Annotated in this window: 15 protein-coding genes; 3 read left to right on the top strand and 12 right to left on the bottom strand. The window is 68.9% G+C overall.

Going from position 1 to position 18,862, the window contains the following annotated elements; all coding sequences use genetic code 11:
- Window positions 1-34 precede the first annotated feature (34 nt).
- The 7 genes from ACLF5H_RS21680 to ACLF5H_RS21650 all read right to left on the bottom strand — a co-directional run bounded on the left by ACLF5H_RS21680 (window position 35) and on the right by ACLF5H_RS21650 (window position 11,022).
- Window positions 35-4,429: a hypothetical protein gene (locus ACLF5H_RS21680; protein WP_421677668.1), complete on the bottom strand. Its 4,395-nt coding sequence runs from the start codon at window positions 4,427-4,429 to the stop codon at window positions 35-37.
- Between the two features lie 156 nt (window positions 4,430-4,585).
- Entirely contained in the window at window positions 4,586-6,139 is a 1,554-nt protein-coding gene (locus ACLF5H_RS21675) for a penicillin-binding transpeptidase domain-containing protein (protein WP_421677667.1), read from the bottom strand.
- Between the two features lie 29 nt (window positions 6,140-6,168).
- A complete protein-coding gene (locus ACLF5H_RS21670) occupies window positions 6,169-7,416 on the bottom strand; it encodes an ABC transporter permease (RefSeq protein WP_421677704.1) in 1,248 nt (415 codons plus the stop codon).
- Window positions 7,417-7,436: 20 nt separating this feature from the next.
- Window positions 7,437-8,132, bottom strand: a complete 696-nt coding sequence (locus ACLF5H_RS21665; RefSeq protein ID WP_125211238.1) for an ABC transporter ATP-binding protein — start codon at window positions 8,130-8,132, stop codon at window positions 7,437-7,439.
- Window positions 8,129-9,238 (bottom strand): peptidoglycan-binding protein, encoded by a 1,110-nt coding sequence (locus tag ACLF5H_RS21660; RefSeq protein WP_421677666.1) that lies wholly within the window; start codon window positions 9,236-9,238, stop codon window positions 8,129-8,131. Before ACLF5H_RS21660 ends, ACLF5H_RS21665 begins: the two co-directional genes overlap by 4 nt.
- Before the next feature lie 316 nt (window positions 9,239-9,554).
- Window positions 9,555-10,298 (bottom strand): hypothetical protein, encoded by a 744-nt coding sequence (locus ACLF5H_RS21655; protein WP_421677665.1) that lies wholly within the window; start codon window positions 10,296-10,298, stop codon window positions 9,555-9,557.
- 217 nt (window positions 10,299-10,515) lie between these two features.
- On the bottom strand, window positions 10,516-11,022 hold the full coding sequence (locus tag ACLF5H_RS21650; RefSeq protein ID WP_421677664.1) for a hypothetical protein: 507 nt from the start codon (window positions 11,020-11,022) through the stop codon (window positions 10,516-10,518).
- Window positions 11,023-11,625: 603 nt separating this feature from the next.
- On the opposite strand from ACLF5H_RS21650, the gene ACLF5H_RS21645 reads away from it, so the two are divergent.
- Both ACLF5H_RS21645 and ACLF5H_RS21640 read left to right on the top strand, forming a co-directional pair.
- A complete protein-coding gene (locus tag ACLF5H_RS21645) occupies window positions 11,626-12,468 on the top strand; it encodes a MurR/RpiR family transcriptional regulator (RefSeq protein WP_172427541.1) in 843 nt (280 codons plus the stop codon).
- A gap of 159 nt (window positions 12,469-12,627) precedes the next feature.
- Entirely contained in the window at window positions 12,628-13,182 is a 555-nt protein-coding gene (locus tag ACLF5H_RS21640; RefSeq protein WP_421677703.1) for a hypothetical protein, read from the top strand.
- A gap of 11 nt (window positions 13,183-13,193) precedes the next feature.
- On the opposite strand, the gene ACLF5H_RS21635 is transcribed toward ACLF5H_RS21640, so the two are convergent.
- The 5 genes from ACLF5H_RS21635 to ACLF5H_RS21615 form a co-directional block, all read right to left on the bottom strand.
- Complete coding sequence (locus tag ACLF5H_RS21635; RefSeq protein ID WP_421677663.1) at window positions 13,194-13,568, bottom strand: hypothetical protein; 375 nt, start codon at window positions 13,566-13,568, stop codon at window positions 13,194-13,196.
- A gap of 11 nt (window positions 13,569-13,579) precedes the next feature.
- Entirely contained in the window at window positions 13,580-14,068 is a 489-nt protein-coding gene (locus tag ACLF5H_RS21630; RefSeq protein ID WP_421677662.1) for a roadblock/LC7 domain-containing protein, read from the bottom strand.
- 31 nt (window positions 14,069-14,099) lie between these two features.
- Window positions 14,100-15,020, bottom strand: a complete 921-nt coding sequence (locus ACLF5H_RS21625; RefSeq protein ID WP_421677661.1) for a transcriptional regulator — start codon at window positions 15,018-15,020, stop codon at window positions 14,100-14,102.
- Complete coding sequence (locus ACLF5H_RS21620; protein ID WP_421677660.1) at window positions 15,017-15,400, bottom strand: hypothetical protein; 384 nt, start codon at window positions 15,398-15,400, stop codon at window positions 15,017-15,019. Before ACLF5H_RS21620 ends, ACLF5H_RS21625 begins: the two co-directional genes overlap by 4 nt.
- Before the next feature lie 180 nt (window positions 15,401-15,580).
- Window positions 15,581-16,966, bottom strand: coding sequence for a diaminopimelate decarboxylase (locus ACLF5H_RS21615; RefSeq protein WP_421677659.1), 1,386 nt, complete (start codon window positions 16,964-16,966; stop codon window positions 15,581-15,583).
- 138 nt (window positions 16,967-17,104) lie between these two features.
- Here ACLF5H_RS21615 and hutU point away from each other — a divergent pair, with 138 nt between their 5' ends.
- Window positions 17,105-18,769, top strand: coding sequence for a urocanate hydratase (gene hutU / locus ACLF5H_RS21610; protein WP_421677658.1), 1,665 nt, complete (start codon window positions 17,105-17,107; stop codon window positions 18,767-18,769).
- Window positions 18,770-18,862: the final 93 nt, after the last annotated feature.

Raw genomic sequence — 18,862 nt, 5'->3', positions numbered from 1 at the left:
TGGAAACGACCCTCGGGTATTGAATGATCCGACGTCAGGGCGTCAGGTTATCAGTGAACTTCGTGCCCGAGTCGTCGCAGTGAATGACGCTTGTGGGGCGGTTGCCGGGGCCGTCACCATAGAGGGGAACCGGCGGTTGCACACCCCAGGGGTTCCCTCCGCTTCCTCGCCCTGAAGCGTCGCAGGAGCCGTAGGCGTTGCCTGATTCGCCAGGTATGGGAAGGTTCGAGAAGTCTCTCCAGTCTCCGCCCCTGATTCTGGCGTTCGAGGGATGACCGAGGTTATCGGTCATTCTATCGTCAACGTACAGATAGAGGTCCGGCATGTAGCTCTGATAGACGATGCCGTTGGTGGGAGTGGCGTCCCGGTCGTCCTGAAGGTGGTTCGGCTTGACGGTGCCGTCAGCGCAGAACGCGGCTGCGATGTCCTGCCAGATCGGCGGGGCGTTGCCGATCATGGTGCCCCACATGTTGTTGTTCCAGTCGCCGGAATTCTTGAAGAACATCGAGTAGATGTCTCCTGCGAACTTACGCACGGCGTAGTTGGTGTCAGGACTGGAGTTGATCTTGTCGACCCAGGCCTTGACATTGTCGTTGATGTAGTTGTTGCCGACCATGGCCCGGTAGCCGTGTACACCGCCGCCGACAGCCCGGACATCCACGCACGTGTGATCTGTGTTCAGGTGTGCGTCTCGGAAGTGCGGGAAAAATGCCTGTCCGGGCGTGTCTCCGTCCGTATACGGGTGAGAGGTGAGGACGTTGCCGTACTCAAGGGCGTCCTGGGTGGTGTAGTCGATGTACGGCTTCGGGATGCCGTAGTCGGCTTCGATTCCCTTCATGATGCTGGTCACGAAGTAGGGGAGATGGGCGTTGCCCACACGAGCCGTGTAGTTCGCACCTTCACTGCCCGGGATGATCTTTCCGCTGCCGTCGGTGACGAACGTGACGACGATGTCGCTCTTGATCTTATAGCTGTTGTCGCTCTTGTACGCTTCGCTCGCGGGAAGCGACGGGTCGGGCCGCAGGTTTGACATGCCCATCCATACCGGAATCGACATGGAAGGTGCCGAGCCGTCGGCGTTCGGCGTATAGCCGCCGGCCTTGATGTCCTCAGCCCACTGATTGGCCGCGTCGTAGGTCTGCCGGCCGGTGCAGTTCTCGTCCACCCGATCCGTGCAGGGATTCCAGGAGGTGAGCCCTTCTGTGCGTACTGACGGGTCGTCGTTGTCCCACAGATGGCCTCCCGCGGCGAGCCCCAGGGCCCACTCGTACAGCGACTTCATCGATCGCAGGGGGGTGTCGAACTCGGTGGACACCGGGAAATTCTGGTTGAGCTCCTGGTTCGGGTCGAAGATCGCAGCTGCGGTCAGGGTACGACGGACGAACGTGCCGGTGACAGGCTGAAAGGCGACGGCGCCGAAGGCGATGTCCTTGTCGGCACTTCCGTCGGGCGTGTAGTTCGACAGACTGACACTGGGGGTGCCGGTGAACTTGTAGGCGCCCAACGACACCCACTTGCCGCTGTTGGCGTTCTGATTGACGTACCGGCTGTAGGGGCCGCCGGAAGCGCCGTTGACGACGTAATGCGCCCGTGTGGTCTGTGCCCCGGTGTCCGGCACGTGCACCCACACCTGGGCCAGGTCCATTTGCTCGCCGAGCGTCCAGGTGCCGTCGATGTCCATCAGCCCGCCCGGGCCGCCGAGATGACTCTCGTTACGAGTGTGGGTGTACCAGAAGTGACCGCCGAAGCCGCCGCCGACCTGGTGCAGATCGGCTTTCGCCTCATAGTGGAGGCCCGTGGTACTCGGATAGAAAGTGAACTGGAAACTGCCGGAGGAAATTGCCTGTCCGCAATCGCTCCATGTCTCGGTTCCATTGGGAACCGAGGCGACCACATGTGCACCCGTCGGCTCACCGGAACACAGGGGCGTACCGTTCTTGAGGCGGTATCCACGCCCTGGCTCCGGGATCAGCGTCTGGTACTTGATCAGCTCGTGACCGCACTCGGTGGCACAGTTCGTCTTCCACGCGGTGTTGGGTTTGTTGAACCAGAACTGCGTATAGCACTCCTCGGTGCCGCAGTTGGGCGGAGTGGCGGGGTCACAGTTGTTGTCGCTGTTGCAGAAAGCGGTCAGCGGCGGTGAGACCTGGCTGCGCACGGCCGTGGTGTTCCACCAGGCCGGCCGGAAGCCGGCCGAAGAGAAGCCGGACTCGTTGGGCCAGTCCTGGCGGCCGGACGTGGCGTAGGAATAGCCCGTGTCGATGGACCAGGCAGCCCAGCCCATCACCTTCTCTTCATACGGCCAGTCCTGGGGGTGGGCGGCGTCATGGTTGGCATCGGTGCCGTCCACATCGGTGTCCATGAAGGGGTGGCCCCAGCTGTTCTTGTAGATGGGGTTAGCCGGGTTGTTGTACCAGCCAAGCCCCCAGTGCCCGCCGTGCTGCGAGGAATCGGAGGGCGGGTTGAAGCCGAGGTTGTAGTTCCAGACCGCGGTGAACCAGTTCTCCACGTAGGCGGGGTCGTCGTTGTTTACGGTGATTTTCTGGCCAGCCGTGTGCACTTCGTTCCACTTGTCGGCCAGGATCTTCAACGAGGCGGCGATGTTGGTCGCGTAGTCGATGGCGACGGCCTTCTGCAGAGTGGGCGAAAGGCCCGTCTCTCCGGGCTTCTCGTGCCCGGCCAGGCGCATGCCGTCGGTGACCTGTCCGACGCCGTACCCGCAGTCGGACTTGTCCCAGTTGATGTTCCAGTACGAGTCCGGGCTACCAGGGTCGATCTGATGCCCGTAGTAGCCGTCGACCGCGGCCAAGGGACTGCCCATCTGGCCCGGAATGGAACCGGATTCGGCCTGCCACAGGTTGGACTCCTGAGCCATGATGCCGAGCATTACATTGGCCGGGATACGCGCATTTGCCGGTCCGGTCAGCGTGGGTGCCTTGAACAGGCCCTGCGGGTCGATCGTGCCCATCCCGGTCTGGTTCCGGTAGCCGCCCTGGTTGAGGTAGCTGGCGTGCAGGTCACCGCGAATGGCCATGTCGACGGCCCACTCGACCTGGTTCGGCGTCGGCTGCAATGCCTGCGCATTGACGTCATTGCGGGAGACGGAGCACCAGCGGTCGGGATCGGTCGGGTCGTGCGACACGTTGGCCGCCGTGGCCCGTGTCAACGGGCTGTGCGTGCCCGCGACGGTGCCCGCTGCCGCCCGCGCCTTGGGGACCGAAGCGAGGGCGGGAGACAGCTGGTTGCCTGCCGTGGGCAGAGTGGACGGCACTGTCTGGTCGAGCTTCGTGCCGGTGCTCGTGGCGGTGGAGGTCACTGTCAGGGCCGGGGCGGCGTTCAGCATGCCCGGTGCCTGCTCTGTCCCTCGCGCCTCGGGCTCGGTTTTTGTGAAGCCCTTTCCGGCGTTCTTGATGCGGTCGACGCCCGCGCGCAGCCCTTGGCTGAGGACGGGGTTGACGGCGAGCCGGCCGAGGCTGGAGATGTCCGTGTCCACCGGAGCGTCGATCCGGGTGATGCCGCTGCCTGAGGTGTGCACGGCGCCGGAGGGATGACCGGCGAGGAACACCTGAGAGGAGCCGCCCCGTGCCAGGTCGAGATCGCCGAGTCTGCCGCTGGCGACGACAGTGGCCTCGCCCTTCTTGCTCCATACGCGGGCACGGGCGCGCTTGCTGCCGTCGCGTTCGACGAAGGCGACCTTCCCGTCATCGACCGGGTGGATGTCGAAGGGCACGCCACCGGCCGTGAGCAGGTCCTTGACATGGCCCTTGCGGTCGAGATGGATCAGGTGGGGCCCGAGGGCACCGACAGCACCGTCGTCGACCGGTACAGCGCTGGTGATCTCGCCCTTGGATGTCGGCTCGCTCAGCGTTTTGCCGGCGGTGTTCACGGTCACGACGCGGGTCCGGGTCGCAGCCGGGTCGTTCATGTCACGAAACGCGGTGAACGCGGCAGTGTGTGTTCGCGGGTTGCAGGAGGGGTCGAAGTATGCCAGCGATGCGGTGAACGGCAGCTTGGTCACCTGACCGGTGCCAAGGTTCACGATCGCCGTGAACGCCCCGCCCTGCATGAGGTCCGGCTTGTTGGTGAAGGTGCGCGGTGCGTAGACGACTGCGGCGTGGTCGTGGTCGATGACGCACTGGTTGCCGATCCAGGAGTCCGCCGGCATGCCCGGCTCGCTCAGGCTCGCAACCGTTTTCCAGGCGTACGCCCTGCCGCTGTCGGCCACGAGGATCCTCAGCCCGGTGCTGTCCGCGGCCGCGGTCACGGCGCGGTCCTTGCTGGTTTTCCAGCCCGTGCCGAGTTTCTTGTCGGGGTCCGCGATCCGCCCGGTCGGTCCCGGACTGCCGTGGCTCTGCTCGCTCTTGGAGGGCGGCGCCGCTAAGGCGGTCGTGGTTTGTATGAGGGTGCCGGTCAGCGCAGTACAGGTCACCAGAGCGGCCCAGCGTGCGCGTATTCGGTTTCTGGGTCTCAAGAGGGGTTCTTCCCGCTTCTCGTTGAGGTTCCCGTGCCCATGTGGGCACGAATCGGCCCGCCTACGGCCCTGAGGCGGATCCGCAAGTCCGGGCGGGGCGTTCTTCGGGGAGACTCAGCCAGTGGCGTCGAGGATCGCGCGGACGACGGATTCGGCGGTCTCCGGCTGGTGTGCCTGCTCCGGAACGGTGGCGGCGACAGCCAAATCGCCCTGGAAGGCGGTGAACCAGCCGATGATGGGCTGGTCGCTGTCGGCGAACTGGTCGGCGACTCCGCCGAACGCAGCGCCTTTCGCCCCGGTGGCAGTGGCGTATGCACGCATCAGCGCACGCATGTCGCCGGCGACACCGTCGGGCAGAGTGCGGTGGGCCAGCGCCGGTGCCTTGCCGCTGATCTTCGGATCGACGAACAAGGGCTGCCGGAAGGATCCGCTCTGGACGGTGGCGGTGAGGGAGGCGAGGTTCAGTGTGTTGAGGCGGATTTCACCACGGCCGATGGCGGCGGCAGCCTTGTCCGCGCCGTCCAGAACGGGTACGGCTCCGTCGGCGGTGGTGACACCGGTCTGCCAGTCCTGGCCAAGACCGAACACCTCTCGGGCTTCGGAGGAGAGGTCCTGCCCGGAGAGCCTGTCGGCGAGACGGGCGAAACCGGTGTCGCAGGTATGTGCGAACACCTCGGCGAACGACGCGTCAGTGGCTTGCCGGCCATCGGGGTTGGTGAAGGCGGTGCCGTCGACGGTCGAGCTTGCGGGACAGCCGACCGCGGAACGAGTCGTGACTTTATGGTGTTCCAACAAGGCCGCTGCGGTGACGAGTTCGAACGCTTGGCCGGGTGCCTGTACTCCTTCCAGAGCGGGGTCGAAGTCCGTTCCGGTGGTGTAAGCAGCCAGCACATCGCCTGTGCTGGGACGGATGACGACCACGGAGACACCGGGTCGCTTGGTGGCCGCCCTGTCGACGGCCTTCTGTACGCCTGCGTCCAGTTCGGTGCGAAGCCGGCCGGTCTTTCCCTGGCGCACGGTCGCGATGACGCGTCCGCCGCCGCTGTCACCCGCGGATGACAGGCGGATCTTCATCTCTTCTCCGGTTGACGCGGAATAGCGGTCGCGGAGTTGGTTGAGAATCTGTTCGAGTCCTGGGTGCTCACGGCTGGTGAGCGGCACGCCGTGCTGGTCGGTGACTGTGGGCGTGCTCTGTGCCGCGAATGGCTGGAGGGTGTAGCCGCCGCCGTCCGGGAGATCAGGATGGATCACGTTGCTGTGCCAGGAGACGCGTGGCTCGTGCTCGGCCGGATCGTTGACGACTGTGAGGTGGGAGGTGTACGACCACGTCGCCTTGGTACCGAGGTAGTCGATATGGGCCGTGGTGCGGAAGGCGACGCTGGCACTGTCCACGTGGGCGGCGGACAGCTTCACGGATGTGACCCCGGTCTGGTCCCGGAAGTCGCTCAGTTCCTTTCGGGCCTGAGTAGGGCGAGTGGTCAGCCTGGCGGCCTTGTCCAGGTCTCCTGCTTGCCAGTCGGCCAGGAACGCGTGTGCTGTTTCTGCGACGTCTCCGTCGGCGGGTGTGGCGTCGGCCCTGTGGGACGCGTGGACGGCATAGTACGCAGCGCCGCCGGCCAGGAGTACGACCGTGATGGCCAGGGCGGTCGCTTTGCGGTTGAAGTGCATCCACATTCCTAGAGTCAGGGCGGCAGGCGTTAACGGCGGAGGGCGGCGACCGGCTGGACCCGTGCGGCGCGCCAGGCCGGATAAAGCCCAGCCAGCAGTCCGGTGGCCAGGCCGATCACTGGGGCGGCGAAGACCGTGACCGGTTGGATGACCGGGGTCCAGTCGCGGGCGGTCGAGACGGCAACGACCGCGAGAACCCCGAGTGAGGTTCCGATCAGGCCGCCGAGCGCGCCGAGCATTCCCGACTCCATGAGGAACTGGCCGAGGATGTGCCGGCCTTGTGCGCCGAGGGCACGCCTCAGACCGATCTCACCGGTGCGTTCCATGACGGCCACCAGAGTGGTGTTGGCGATACCGACCGCGCCGATGAACAGGCAGACGGCAGCGAGCAGCAGGAACAGTTGGCTGAGGTCCTGGTTCACTCCGCTGCGCAGGCTCCTTGGGTCAGGGGGCGGCACGGCCTGCAAGTATTCGGGGTGATCAGGGCGCAGGGCCACAGGGGCCTCACGGGCGACCTGCTGGGCGGCGCCGATTCGGGTGGAGATAAGCATGTCCGCCCCGTCCTTGGGCGGTCCCCACAAGACCTGTGCCGTACTGCGGGGAACGATGACGGCCAGCAGCAGGTCCGCTCTGCGGCGGACATCGCTGACGATGCCGATCACGGTGAATGTCTCGTCGCCGATGAAGATCGCGGGCTGGGTCTCCAGCGTGCTGATCCCCAGCTGTTTGGCCATGCCGACACCGAGCAAGGCGACCTTTTGCCGGGTGCGGTCATGCCAGCGGTTGAACAACCGCCCCTGTTGCAGCACGGGATCGGCTGCCCGCACCGCCCCGGAGGACGCGGCCATCACCTGGATCTGGCTGCCCGCACCGGTGCTCACCACGGGCGCTGAGGCAACCTGCTGCCCCTTGTCCAGCTGCACCGGCCACAGCACGCCGGCATGCTGGACCCCGTTGAGGTGCTCGACCTTCTGGTCGGCGTCATCGGGGAACGCGAGCGGTACGAAGTCAGTGTGCTCGCGGGCGACATCGTGCACGGTGACCTCGGTCGCGGTGAGCCTGCTGAACCGGCTGTCGATCTGTGACGCCGCTGTGGCGGTCAGGCCGAGTACGGCAACGAAGGATCCGACACCGAGCACCGTGCCCAGGGCGGTCAACGTGGCGCGCGCGGGACGCTGGACAACTCCCGCAGTCGACTCGGACAGCACATCACGCCAGTGGAAGCGCGACCGGTCCTGTGACCGTTCGTCCTTGCCGCGACCGAAGCGGGACCACAGGCCCCAGGAGGCGATGCGTATCACGACAGCACCGCCTGGTCGGCGGACTCGGTCAGCACGCCGTCCCGTATACGCAGGGTTCTCGTACCTCGGGCAGCCACGGCGAGATCATGGGTGATGACGACGAGAGTCACCCCGCGCGCGTTCAACTCCTCAAGGAGATCAAGAACTTGATCGGCGGTGGCGGTGTCGAGGTTACCGGTGGGCTCGTCGCACAGCAGGAGCGAAGGCTTCCCAGCCAGGGCGCGGGCGATGGCCACGCGCTGCCGCTCGCCGCCTGACAGTGTGGTCGGCAGGGCATTGACGCGGTGTCCGAGGCCGACAGCTGCCAGTGCCTCGCGCGCCCGGGCAGCGCGCTCCTTCCGAGGGATGCGCTGGTAGACGAGTGCGAGCTGGACGTTTTCCAAAGCGGTGCGGTGAGGCAAGAGGTGGAAGGCCTGGAAGACGAAGCCGATGCGTCGGCCCCGCAGCGCCGAGCGAGCACCGTCCTTCAGCCGTCCGGTGTCGAACCCGTCGAGCAGGTAGCGGCCCTCGGTGGGAAAGTCCAGCAGGCCGACGATGTTCAAGAACGTCGACTTTCCGGAGCCGGACGGCCCCACGACCGTGACGAACTCTCCCTGCCGGACTTCCAGATCACACGGGCGGAGCGCGATCACCGGAGGCGGTCCCGGGTAGGTGAGCGCGGTCTGACGCAGTTCGATCACTGGTGGCGTCATGGGGTCTCCTGCGTGCTCGTGCCGGTGACCACCCGGTCGCCTGCGGCCACACGCATTCCTGTCACGGGACGGATCTCCACATATCCGTCACCGGACGCCCCGGTGGTCACCGGGACTCGCCGCTGCACACCGCCATGACCGACGACCGTCACCGCCGTGTTGCCGTCGACGCCCGCGGATATCGCGGTCACGGGCACTACCAGGACCTTGTTCTCGGTGGAGGCCGCCTCGATGGTCAGTCGAACATCCTGACCGGCCAGCGAAGCGGGGAGCGCCCTGTCCGGTACCACGGTCACGGCGTAGCCGGGGGAGGAACTGCCGTCGGCACCAGGAGGCTCTCCTTGACCGCCCTGGCCGGTCTGGGCACGCGTAACGGCGTTCGCAACGGTCCGTACGGTGGCCTCGGCCGTCGTGCCATCGAGTTCGGACAATATGTGTACCCGCTGGCCGGGACGGACCAGAGTGTGCTGCTGGCGGGAGAGGAACCCCTTCACGACGAGCTGGCCCGCCGAGACGGTCATCGCGCTTCCTGAGACCTGGCTGCCGACCGCGGAGCTGACATCGTCGACACGAGCCGGAAAGCTCTTCAGGTACACGACTTCGGAAGCCGGTAGCATCGGGCCGCTCACGGCCTTGGCCTGGGCGAGTTTCTTGTCGGCTCGTGCCAAGTCCTCACGGGCGCGGCTGATTTCCAAAGGCCGGTCGCCGGCCTTGCCTTTCTCGCTGGTGGCAGCGGCACCCTGACGGGCGGACACATCCTGAAGGTGCCTGCGGGCGTCGGTGACGGCGTCCTGAGCACTCGCCACCGAATCGCCGCTGCCCGGATCCGCAGGCAGCGGGTCATAGCCGACGCTTCGGTACAGGTCCGCCAGAGCGGCCTTCGTACCGGCCCCGAAGTAGCCCCTGTGGTCACCGCCCACGGAGCAGCCTATGCCATTCAGGGCCTGCTGAAGCTGCGCGACGTCCTCCCCGTCCGCGCCCGGCTTCAGGTCCCGGTATACGGGCAGCGCTCCCTTCAATACGATCACGGGGCGGCCGGATACCTCCATCAGCACACGCCCTGAACGGAAGGTATCGCCTAGTTTCACGTTCACCTTGGTGACCACCGGAGACCCGGTCCCCGCGCTGCCGGACCCGGAAGGGGCGACCGCCACACTCTGCGAGGCGTTCACCGTTCCGCGGACGATCACCGAATCCCGCAACACTCGCTGCTCCACACCAGTGGTCATCACACTGGGTGGCGGCGGCGCCGTGTCCGCCGCGGCTTGGGCCGGTGACTTGATGACTTGGGACGCTCCAAGACCCAACCCCGACACGGCGACCGCTGTGACCACCGCTGCGCCGAGGACACGGCGGTGCCTGGTCGCTCCTGTGGCACCGCCGGATGCCTTGTCCTCTGTCTCCTGTGTGGTGTGCAGGACATCAGCCACGGAGTGCCGCCTCAGCAGCCTTGACCGCTCTGGTGTTCTTCTCCTTCAGCTGCTGCAGGGCGAGCTGATTCTGTTCCACCTGCTGCTTCTGAATACTGGCATCGACGCCGTACCAGATGGCGATCAGGTCCGTCTTCTTCTTGCATTCGACGTCCGCTGTGGCCATCGCGATCTCTCTTTGCGACACAGCGCCGCTGTCGTCCCTGGGTACGAGATCGAACGCGGTGTACGGATCGGCGACCGCGTAGCCTTCCGTCTTCATACAGGTAGACCACGTCTTTATGGCCTTCCGCACGCGTGGCTCTTCCTGTGACTTCACCAGACTGTCGTGATCGAGATGGGAGACCAAGGTGAAGTCGATGCGTGCACCGATCTTGTCGAACGCCTCCTGCTGGCATCCCCCCTCGGGGACTTTCTGGCCCCGGTAGGAGGACGGCGCCTTCGCGGCCCTCGGAGTCAGTCCCTTGCGTCCGGTCAGCACGGCGACCGCAGCGGCAGAGAGTTTTGGTGCCTGCGGGTGCTTTGTGGTGTCCGGCGGGAGTTCGTATCCGTACCTGGCCGCGGCCGCAGGGTCGCTGAGTCCGTATCGGCGCGGCATGTTCGAATCATCCGCATTCGGTGGAGGATTGACGCCCGCCGGCGGGAAAGTGACCGTAAAGCCATAGCGTGTCATGCATTCCGTCTCCAGGCTTCGGCCGGCCCGCTCGATCACAACCGAGTCCTGATAGGTCTGCATGTATTGCTGCAACGGAAGCGTAAGGCCCTTGACAAGGCCTGAATCCGCGACCGCTTTGGGCCATTTTGATGTGTCGGCGCCAGTTGCGATGGAGGCGCCGCCGGGCGTCGAGGTGCCGGAATGGCCTGACGGGGCGGGCGAGGGCGTGCAGGACGACAGGAGGGCGGCGGCCGCACCGGCCGCGGCAAGAGCCGCGAGCCGATGCGCCCAGCTGGCGCTACGCGTAGTGAGAAGAGGCATTGTTGTTCTTCAGGGTGCTGTCGAGGTTCCAACTGCCGGAGCAGCCGTAGACGTGCGAGATGAACTGCGAGTGCCCCGCGTAACCGGTGTTGTAGTAGATGCGGTACCCGTCGACCGTCGAGCAGTTGTCGGCTGAGGCGGCGTTGTTCTTCACGCTCAGGCCGCCCCCGTCACCCATGCTCTTGTCGAAGATGAAGTAGTAGCGGATGAACGCGTTCGTGCCGGTGGTGGGCGAGTCGATGTAATCGTGGCTGTACAGATTCCCGTAGAAATCAGCAAAGCTGCCCGACGGATTTCCGCTTCCGCTGGTGGCGACCGAGTGGTAATTGACGTAGAGGCCGCCATCGCATGTGCTGTCGATGCAGTTGGTGCTGACGTACTTCGTGCCGACTACATCCGCAGAGGCCGGCCCGGCCCCGTACAGAACAGCCGAGCCGATGGCCGCCAGCGCAGCGGCGGCTGTTCCGGCCTTCCTGAAACGCATTGATTCCCCCTTATGCCGATTTGGGCAGACGGGGTTCGGGAAACGCGGCGACCGCCGCGCAGAAATTCCCCCCCCCCGTCACGCGCCGAGAGCAAGTGATCCGTTCGACCCCGAGCGCTTGGTCATCCTAGGCAAGTAATGAACATGCCAGCCAAGCCGTTATGAGGCATGTGGCGAGAAGGCGACCTGGGGGACGGTGCTGCCGTCTCAGACTCCGCACAGGTCCGCTCAGGCCTCGTGGCTGCGGGTTTGCTGTGAAAACTGTGTGAAGCACGTGACCGTCCGGCGCCGGCGTGACGGCCGTGAACATGGCTCGTTCTGCCTGTGGCGCACGCCACAGAGACGTGTCAATGCGGACTCCGCGATGCGCCCCCATGTGCACGAACCTTCGGTCACGGTCGGCAGCACGTGCGGCGGGACGGCAGGGGTGTGAAGACCTCGTACGGGCCGGGCGGCGAGTGCGGCGGTGCGGTAGGCGGCAGACCGCCCCCGCGCTGTATAACGGTATACAGCGAAACCTTGTCTGAATATCGGTCCGTGTTCGGCGCGGCCCCGGCGCTGTACTCTCCCGGGGCGTCGAGGACAACCGAGGGGGAGTACGTGATGAGCGTGACCGACAGCCCGGCCAACCGGTTGCAGGCGCTCTTCGAGGGTCACCGGCTCACGCCGACCCAGCGCCGTATCGCGCACAGCATGGTGCGGCGCGCCGCCGACGTGCCCTTCCTGTCCAGCGTGGAGCTGGCCGAACTGGCCGGGGTCAGCCAGCCGTCGGTGACCCGGTTCGCGGTCGCCCTCGGCTTCGACGGCTACCCCGCGCTGCGCCGGCACCTGCGCGAGGTGGTGCCCGCCGAACCGGCCCCCGAGAACGGCGTGCACAACGAGTACCAGCTCGCCGTCGAGGCCGAGATCGAGAACCTGCGCCACCTCGCGGACCTGCTCGCCGACCCGCGCCCGGTGCAGCAGGCCGGGCGGATCCTCGCCGCCTCCCGCCCGCTGCCGGTGCTCGGCCTGCGCGCCGCCGCCTCCCAGGCGTACGGCTTCGCGTACTTCGCCGCCAAGGTCCACCCGGACGTCCGGCTGCTCGACGAGGGCGGCACGATGATCCAGGACCGCATCGACGCGGCCGTCCGCGCGGGCGCCAGCGCCCTGCTCTGCTTCGCGCTGCCCCGGCATCCGCGCGAGGTGGTCGACACCCTCGCCCACGCCCAGGACGTCGGCCTGACCGTCGTCACCGTCGCCGACTCCGCGTTCGCGCCCGTCGCCAAACACTCCGACCTGCTGCTGCCCGCCGCCGTCGGCACCGGCCTCGCCTTCGACACCGCGTGCGCGCCGATGCTGCTGGGCCGGGTGCTGCTGGAGGCGGTCTGCGACGATCTGCCGGACGCGCAGGCCCGCCTGGAGGAGTTCGACGCGAAGGCCGCCGCCCGGGGGCTCTTCGTGGAGTGAGTCCCGGTCCTCTCAGGTTTGTCTCACGTTCGCCCGCTAACGTCCCCGCCGGACAGAGGCAGAGACAGAGGCAGTGCGGGACTCGTGACACGGGAGGGTGACGTGGCGCGCGGAGAGCGTGGCGAAGGCAGGGAGCGCGGCGGCCGGGGACTGGCCCGGGTGGCCGTCGTCGTACGGGCGGGAGCCGCCCCGCTGTGGTGGTTCGGGGTGGTCGCCGCGGGCGTCGGCGCGGTGCCCGAGGGCTGGACGGGACGCCGGATCGGGGTGCTCGCCGGGGCCGCGCTCTTCGTCGTGGCCGCCGCGGTGGTGGCGCTGACCCGGCGCCGCCGTTACGACGCCCTCGCCCGGGGCGCGAGCCGCGCGGGCAAGTACGACGTGCTCCAGGACCGCGCGGTGACCGTGCGCAACTGGCGCCGCGGACACCGCTGGTGGCTGGTGGGGGCCTGGGCGCTGGCGCTCGGGTCCGCCTTCGCGGTACCGGTGGCCGGCGGGCTGCTGCTGGCCGGGTGCGGCACCGGGCTGCGGCTGAAGGCCGGCTGGCTCGGGCGGCGCGAACGGGCCCTGGAGAGCCTGCTCTGGGTACGGGTCGACTGGCTCGACGCGCGCGGCGGGCGCCCCGCGGGCAAGGCGGTCAGGGGACTGCGCGGTACGGGCATCGCGGCCGGCGACGCGGCCCCGGGCGGGACCCGCCGCCGTACCGCGACCCTGGTCTGAGCCTGGAGTACCTAGACCTCCAGGTCCTCCTCGATCCGCTTGAGCTGGTGGCGGGCCATGGCGAGGTTGGCCCGGCCGGCGTCCAGGACCAGGTAGAGGAACAGGCCGTTGCCGCCGCGCCCCTTGAGCAGGCGGATCAGGTGGTACTGGTCGGTGAGCGTGATGAGGACGTCCTCGATCTCGCTCTTGATGCCCAGCATCTCCATCGTGCGCATCTTGGCGCGGATCACATCGGTGTTGCCGGCGGCGGCCACGTTCAGGTCGAAGGTCTTGCCGCCGCCCATCGTGCCCAGCGCCATCCCGCTGGTGTAGTCGACGAGCGCGACGCCGGTGGCGCCCTCGATCGAGGTCAGCGCCTCTTTGAGGGCGGTCTCGGTGTTGGCCATGTCGGGTCCTCTCAACTGTCGGTTGTGGTACGTGCGGTGGTCGTGCGCGGGGTCCGCGTGGCGCGGGCGCGCGGCGGCGCGGTGGTCTGGCGTGCGGGCGGGTTCCGGGCGGCCGCGGCCTCGGCGGCGTCCAGGACCTCGCCGATCCGGGCACCGGAGCGACGGCCCTCCAGATGCAGTCGGCCGACGTTGACCCGGTCCTGCGCGAGCAGGGTCAGTACGGCGCTGCGTCCGGCGGCGTAGGTGGCGACGTAGCCGCGCTCGCCGCGCACCAGCAGTTCCCGCAGGCCGCCGTTGCCGGTGGCGTCGGCGACCCGTACGGAGACGCCGAGCGCGGCCGCGGTGAGCGCCGCGAGCCCGTCGGGGTCGACGCCGGGCGTGTCATGGGCGACGACGAGTCCGTCGACGCCGGCCGCGAGCGCGCCGGTGAGCTGCGGCACCCGGGTGCGCAGCCGGTGCAGCTCCTCCAGGACGGTGCGAAGGTCGTCCTCGGACACCATCAGCTCTCTCCTCTCGGCGGGGCGTGGCCGTTCAAAGGGCCTCCAGCGCATCCCTGAGCCTCTTCAGCAGCGCGATGTCGGGGTCGGTGACCGGGGGCAGCGGCGGGGGAAGGTTCCGGGCCTGCTCCGGTGCGGTCGGGGGCGGCGCCGCGGGGGCGGGCACCAGGGGCACCAGGGGTGCCGGGGGCCTGAGGTGCCCGGCCGCCGCCAAGGGTCTGAGGTGTCCGGCCGCCGCCAGCCTGCGCACGTCGACCAGCGTGTGGAACGCCTGTCTGCCCAGCTCCCGGGCGATGTCGGCGGCCGTACGGGTGCCGTCCACGCGGTCCAGGACGGCGCGTTGGCGGGGGGTGACGGGGGCGGGGCGGGCGGGTCTCGCCGGTGCGGACGGCCTGGGCCCGGTGTCCTTGCGGGGGAGGGGGTCCGCGCGGATCAGGGGCGCGGTGTCGGCGGCCGGGTCGGGCCACAGGCGGTGCAGTTGCAGTCGGCGGCGCAGGGTCTCGCGCTCCAGCGCGACCACCGGGACCGAGGGCAGCGGGCCGGTGCGGGGCGCGCCGTCGTAGTGGAAGCGGCCCGGGGTACTGCTCGGTGCCAGGGCGAAGTACCCGGCGTCGTACAGCGCGTCCAGATGGCACAGCTCCAGCGCGCCGGCGGGTAACAGGCCGGACTCCAGCAGGAGTTCGGCCGCCCGTAACGGCCCCTCGGCCGCGGCGGCGGCCCGCTGCCAGGCGGCGGTCGCCAGGGTGCCGTGGGCCGTGAGGAGCACGTCGAGACCCGGGGCGAGGGCGCTCTCGGCGTGCACCACCCGGCCCTCGGCGAGGCGCAGGGTGCCGTGCTCGCGGACCAGGACACCGGTGGCCCGTTCCTCGGCCAGCCGGTTCAGCATCGGGGACAGCGCGCGGGCGGCGGCCCGGTCCCGCACCGGCAGGGGCGGCGGCGTACGGACCATGGTCATCCCAGCACCAGGCGGGCGGCCATCTCGCCGAGCCGGATCCGGGCGAGCGCGAGATTGCCCTCCTCGCGGCCCAGCCACAGATGGAGGAACACGCTGCTGTCGAAGGAGGTGTCGATGAAGCGCAGCAGGTGGTAGCTGTCCGCGTTGCTGACGATCACGTCCTCCACCGGTGGCCGGTCCGCCTTCTGGGCCGTGAACGTGCCGTGCTCCGCGGCCAGTCGGGCCAGCTCGGCGGCCTCGGCGGCGGCCGTCTCATGGTCGCCGCCGGGCGCCTCCCCGACCGTGCCGAGCGCGAGGCCGCTCGTCCAGTCCACCAGCGCGGCACCCCGGGCACCGGGCAATCGCATCGCTTCCAGCAGGCACTCGTCGATTCCGGGCACCGCGTGGCTCCCCTCCCGCCTGGGACTCCGGCTGAGTGACCCTGACACTACGCAACGTGTGGGGGAGGGGTGAGCCGTTTGGCATTTTCCAGTGGAACATGCGTCCGGCGTACTAGAGTTGGGCAACTGACGTGTGTGTCACCGGAGTTGATCCATTTGTTCGAGTGAAGCGGGGGCGCGTCAACGGCTTCCGGGCGCACGCAGGGTGGTGAGCGCCGAAGCGTGCGCGCCCCCGGACTCCGCCACCACCTCCGCGATCGTCTGCGGCTCCCGTACGGTGGCGAAGGCCACGCCTCCCGCACCGTCCGGCCCGAAGCCGTAGATCCCGGGCCGGGCCAGGGAGTTGTAGGCGTAGTGGTGCGCGAAGTAGTACGCGCCGGTGTCCAGCGCCGCCGCGTAGTCCCCCTGCTCCAGCGGGGGCAGCGCGCGCCCCTCGGCCAGCAGGTCGCCCGAGAAGCAGGCCGGGCCCGCCACGTCCTGCACCACCTCGGGCCCCGGCTTAGGCCGCCCCTTCGCGTCGTACGCGGCGATCCGCAGCGGCCACGCCCCCGGCGCGTACACCGTCCGCGTCGCCACCTGCACGCCCGCGTGCGTCACCGCGATCCGCCGCCCGCCCGAGCGCTTGGCGTACTCCACCCGTGCCACCACCGTGCCGTGCTTGGCCAGCAGCGACCGCCCGAACTCGGTCACCAGTCCGTACCGCCCCGCGCACAGCCCCGGCACCTGCTCGGCCAGCAGCCGCGCGTAGCGCGCGTACGTCGGCGCCGTCGCCTCGCCCGCGAAGTTCACCGGCAGCCCGCCGCCGATGTCGAGCGTGTCGATCTGCCGCCGCCCCACCCGCGCGTTGATCTCCTCCGCCAGCGCGTACGTCTCCGCCACGCCCCGCGCCAGCAGCTCCAGCGGAATGCCCTGCGAGCCGGTGTGCGCGTGCAGCCGGGTCAGCCACGGCCGCTCCGCGTACGCCCCTACGATCCACTCGCGCGCCCCCTCGTCGCGCAGCGCCACCCCGAACTTCGAGGTCCCGGTCGCCGTCGAGGTCGCCCCGATGCTGCCGCCGCCGATCTGCGGATTGACCCGGATGCCGAGCGGGGAGCCGGTCGGTGCCGACCGCACCAGGGCGTCCAGGCGGTCCAGCTCCTGCGGGTTGTCCGCGTTCACGGCGATGCCCAGCGCCAGCGCCTCGCGCAGCTCCGCCGGGGTCTTGGCGGGCGAGTCCAGCACGGTGCGCGCCGCGGGTACGCCGGCCGCGCGCGCCAGCGCCAGCTCGCCCGGGCTCGCCACCTCGGCGCCGATGCCCTCCTCGTGCAGCAGCCGCACCACCGGCACCAGCGGGCACGCCTTCACCGCGAACGCGTGCAGCACCGGGGTGCCGGGCGCGAGGACCGCCTCGAACGCCGTCCGCAGCGCCGCCGCCGACTCCCGGATGCCCCTCGCGTCGAGCAGCCCCACCACCGCCGCGTCCGGGCCCAGCAGGCCCTGTTCCACGGCCGCGCGCACCGCCTCGTCCCGGCGACCGGACCGCTCCCGCGCCTCGGCCCCGACCTCGACCTCGACCTCGTGGTGCACCGTGATTCCCTCCTGTCGGACGTCAGCTGCTTCCAGCCAAACACCCAGGACGCGCGGACGGGGCCGCCCCGATGTATTGACTAGTTCTATTCATGCAGCCAGGATGTGAATAGACGTAGCAACAGCAGGAGGCAGACGATGTCGGGACCCCGCCCCGTACGAGCACCGCGTGGCACGGAACTCAGCGCCCTGGGCTGGCAGCAGGAGGCCGCCCTGCGCATGCTCCAGAACAACCTCGACCCCGAGGTGGCCGAGCACCCCGACAAGCTCGTCGTCTACGGCGGCACCGGCAAGGCCGCCCGTGACTGGCGCTCCTTCGACGCGATGGTGCGCACCCTGCGCACCCTCAAGCAGGACGAGACCATGCTGGTCCAGTCCGGCCGCCCGGTCGGCGTCATGCAGACCCACGAGTGGGCGCCGCGTGTCCTCATCGCCAACTCCAACCTGGTCGGCGACTGGGCCAACTGGGAGGAGTTCCGCCGCCTGGAGGCCCTCGGCCTGACCATGTACGGCCAGATGACCGCCGGGTCCTGGATCTACATCGGCACCCAGGGCATCCTCCAGGGCACCTACGAGACCTTCGCCGCCGTCGCCGCGAAGAAGTTCAACGGCACCCTCGCCGGGACCATCACCCTCACCGCGGGCCTCGGCGGCATGGGCGGCGCCCAGCCGCTCGCCGTCACCATGAACGACGGCGTCGCCCTCTGCATCGACTGCGACCCGCGCGCCATCGACCGCCGCATCGAGCACCGCTACCTGGACGTCAGGGCCGACAACCTCGACCACGCCCTCCAGCTCGCGACCGAGGCCCGCGACGCCCGCCGCCCGCTGTCCATCGGCGTCCTCGGCAACGCGGCCGAGCTGCTCCCGCAGCTGCTCGCGATGAACGCCCCCATCGACATCGTCACCGACCAGACCTCCGCCCACGACCCGCTGGCCTATCTGCCGGTCGGCGTCGCCTTCGAGGACATGGCCGACGCCGCCGCGAAGGACCCGGCCGGGTTCACCACGCGGGCGCGCGAGTCGATGGCCAGGCACGTCGAGGCCATGGTCGGCTTCATGGACGCCGGTGCCGAGGTCTTCGACTACGGCAACTCCATCCGCGGCGAGGCCCAGCTCGCCGGGTACGACCGCGCGTTCGCCTTCCCCGGCTTCGTGCCCGCCTACATCCGGCCCCTGTTCTGCGAGGGCAAGGGCCCCTTCCGCTGGGCCGCGCTGTCCGGCGACCCGGCCGACATCGCCAAGACCGACCGGGCGCTCCTCGACCTCTTCCCGGAGAACGAGTCCCTGGCGCGCTGGATCAAGATGGCCGGTGAGCGGGTGCACTTCCAGGGCCTGCCCGCGCGGATCTGCTGGCTCGGCTACGGCGAGCGGGACAAGGCGGGCGAGCGCTTCAACGACATGGTGGCCTCCGGTGAGCTGGCCGCGCCGCTCGCCATCGGCCGCGACCACCTCGACTGCGGCTCCGTCGCCTCGCCCTACCGCGAGACCGAGGCCATGCTCGACGGCTCCGACGCGATCGCCGACTGGCCGCTGCTGAACGCCATGGTCAACGTGGCCTCGGGCGCGTCCTGGGTCTCCATCCACCACGGCGGCGGCGTGGGCATGGGCCGCTCCATCCACGCCGGACAGGTCACCGTCGCCGACGGCACCAAGCTCGGCGGCGAGAAGATCCGCCGGGTGCTCACCAACGACCCGGGCATGGGCGTCATCCGGCACGTGGACGCGGGCTACGACATCGCGGAGTCCGTCGCCGCGGAGCGAGGGGTCCGGGTGCCGATGCGTGAGGGTGACGAGGCGTGACACTGGGTTTTGGCGAGGACGGCAGCCCTTTGGCGGGGGTGCAGGGTTCGTCGCCGACTGCGGGTCCGGCCGCCCACACGGCCCGGAGCGGCT

Origin of the sequence: Streptomyces sp. LaBMicrA B280, from assembly GCF_049222185.1 — a bacterium.
Classification (GTDB): Bacteria; Actinomycetota; Actinomycetes; order Streptomycetales; family Streptomycetaceae; genus Streptomyces; species Streptomyces murinus.
Note: the sequence above shows the minus strand (reverse complement) of the source record. Positions and strands in the feature narration are given on the sequence as shown.

What these genes read in the sequence shown, in the direction of transcription:
- ACLF5H_RS21675 (WP_421677667.1), bottom strand. Translation starts at nt 6,139, where the DNA reads ATGCACTTCAACCGCAAAGCGACCGCCCTGGCCATCACGGTCGTACTC.
- ACLF5H_RS21665 (WP_125211238.1), bottom strand. Translation starts at nt 8,132, where the DNA reads ATGACGCCACCAGTGATCGAACTGCGTCAGACCGCGCTCACCTACCCG.
- ACLF5H_RS21655 (WP_421677665.1), bottom strand. Translation starts at nt 10,298, where the DNA reads ATGCAGACCTATCAGGACTCGGTTGTGATCGAGCGGGCCGGCCGAAGC.
- ACLF5H_RS21650 (WP_421677664.1), bottom strand. Translation starts at nt 11,022, where the DNA reads ATGCGTTTCAGGAAGGCCGGAACAGCCGCCGCTGCGCTGGCGGCCATC.
- ACLF5H_RS21645 (WP_172427541.1), top strand. Translation starts at nt 11,626, where the DNA reads ATGAGCGTGACCGACAGCCCGGCCAACCGGTTGCAGGCGCTCTTCGAG.
- ACLF5H_RS21635 (WP_421677663.1), bottom strand. Translation starts at nt 13,568, where the DNA reads ATGGCCAACACCGAGACCGCCCTCAAAGAGGCGCTGACCTCGATCGAG.
- ACLF5H_RS21630 (WP_421677662.1), bottom strand. Translation starts at nt 14,068, where the DNA reads ATGGTGTCCGAGGACGACCTTCGCACCGTCCTGGAGGAGCTGCACCGG.
- ACLF5H_RS21625 (WP_421677661.1), bottom strand. Translation starts at nt 15,020, where the DNA reads ATGACCATGGTCCGTACGCCGCCGCCCCTGCCGGTGCGGGACCGGGCC.
- hutU (WP_421677658.1), top strand. Translation starts at nt 17,105, where the DNA reads ATGTCGGGACCCCGCCCCGTACGAGCACCGCGTGGCACGGAACTCAGC.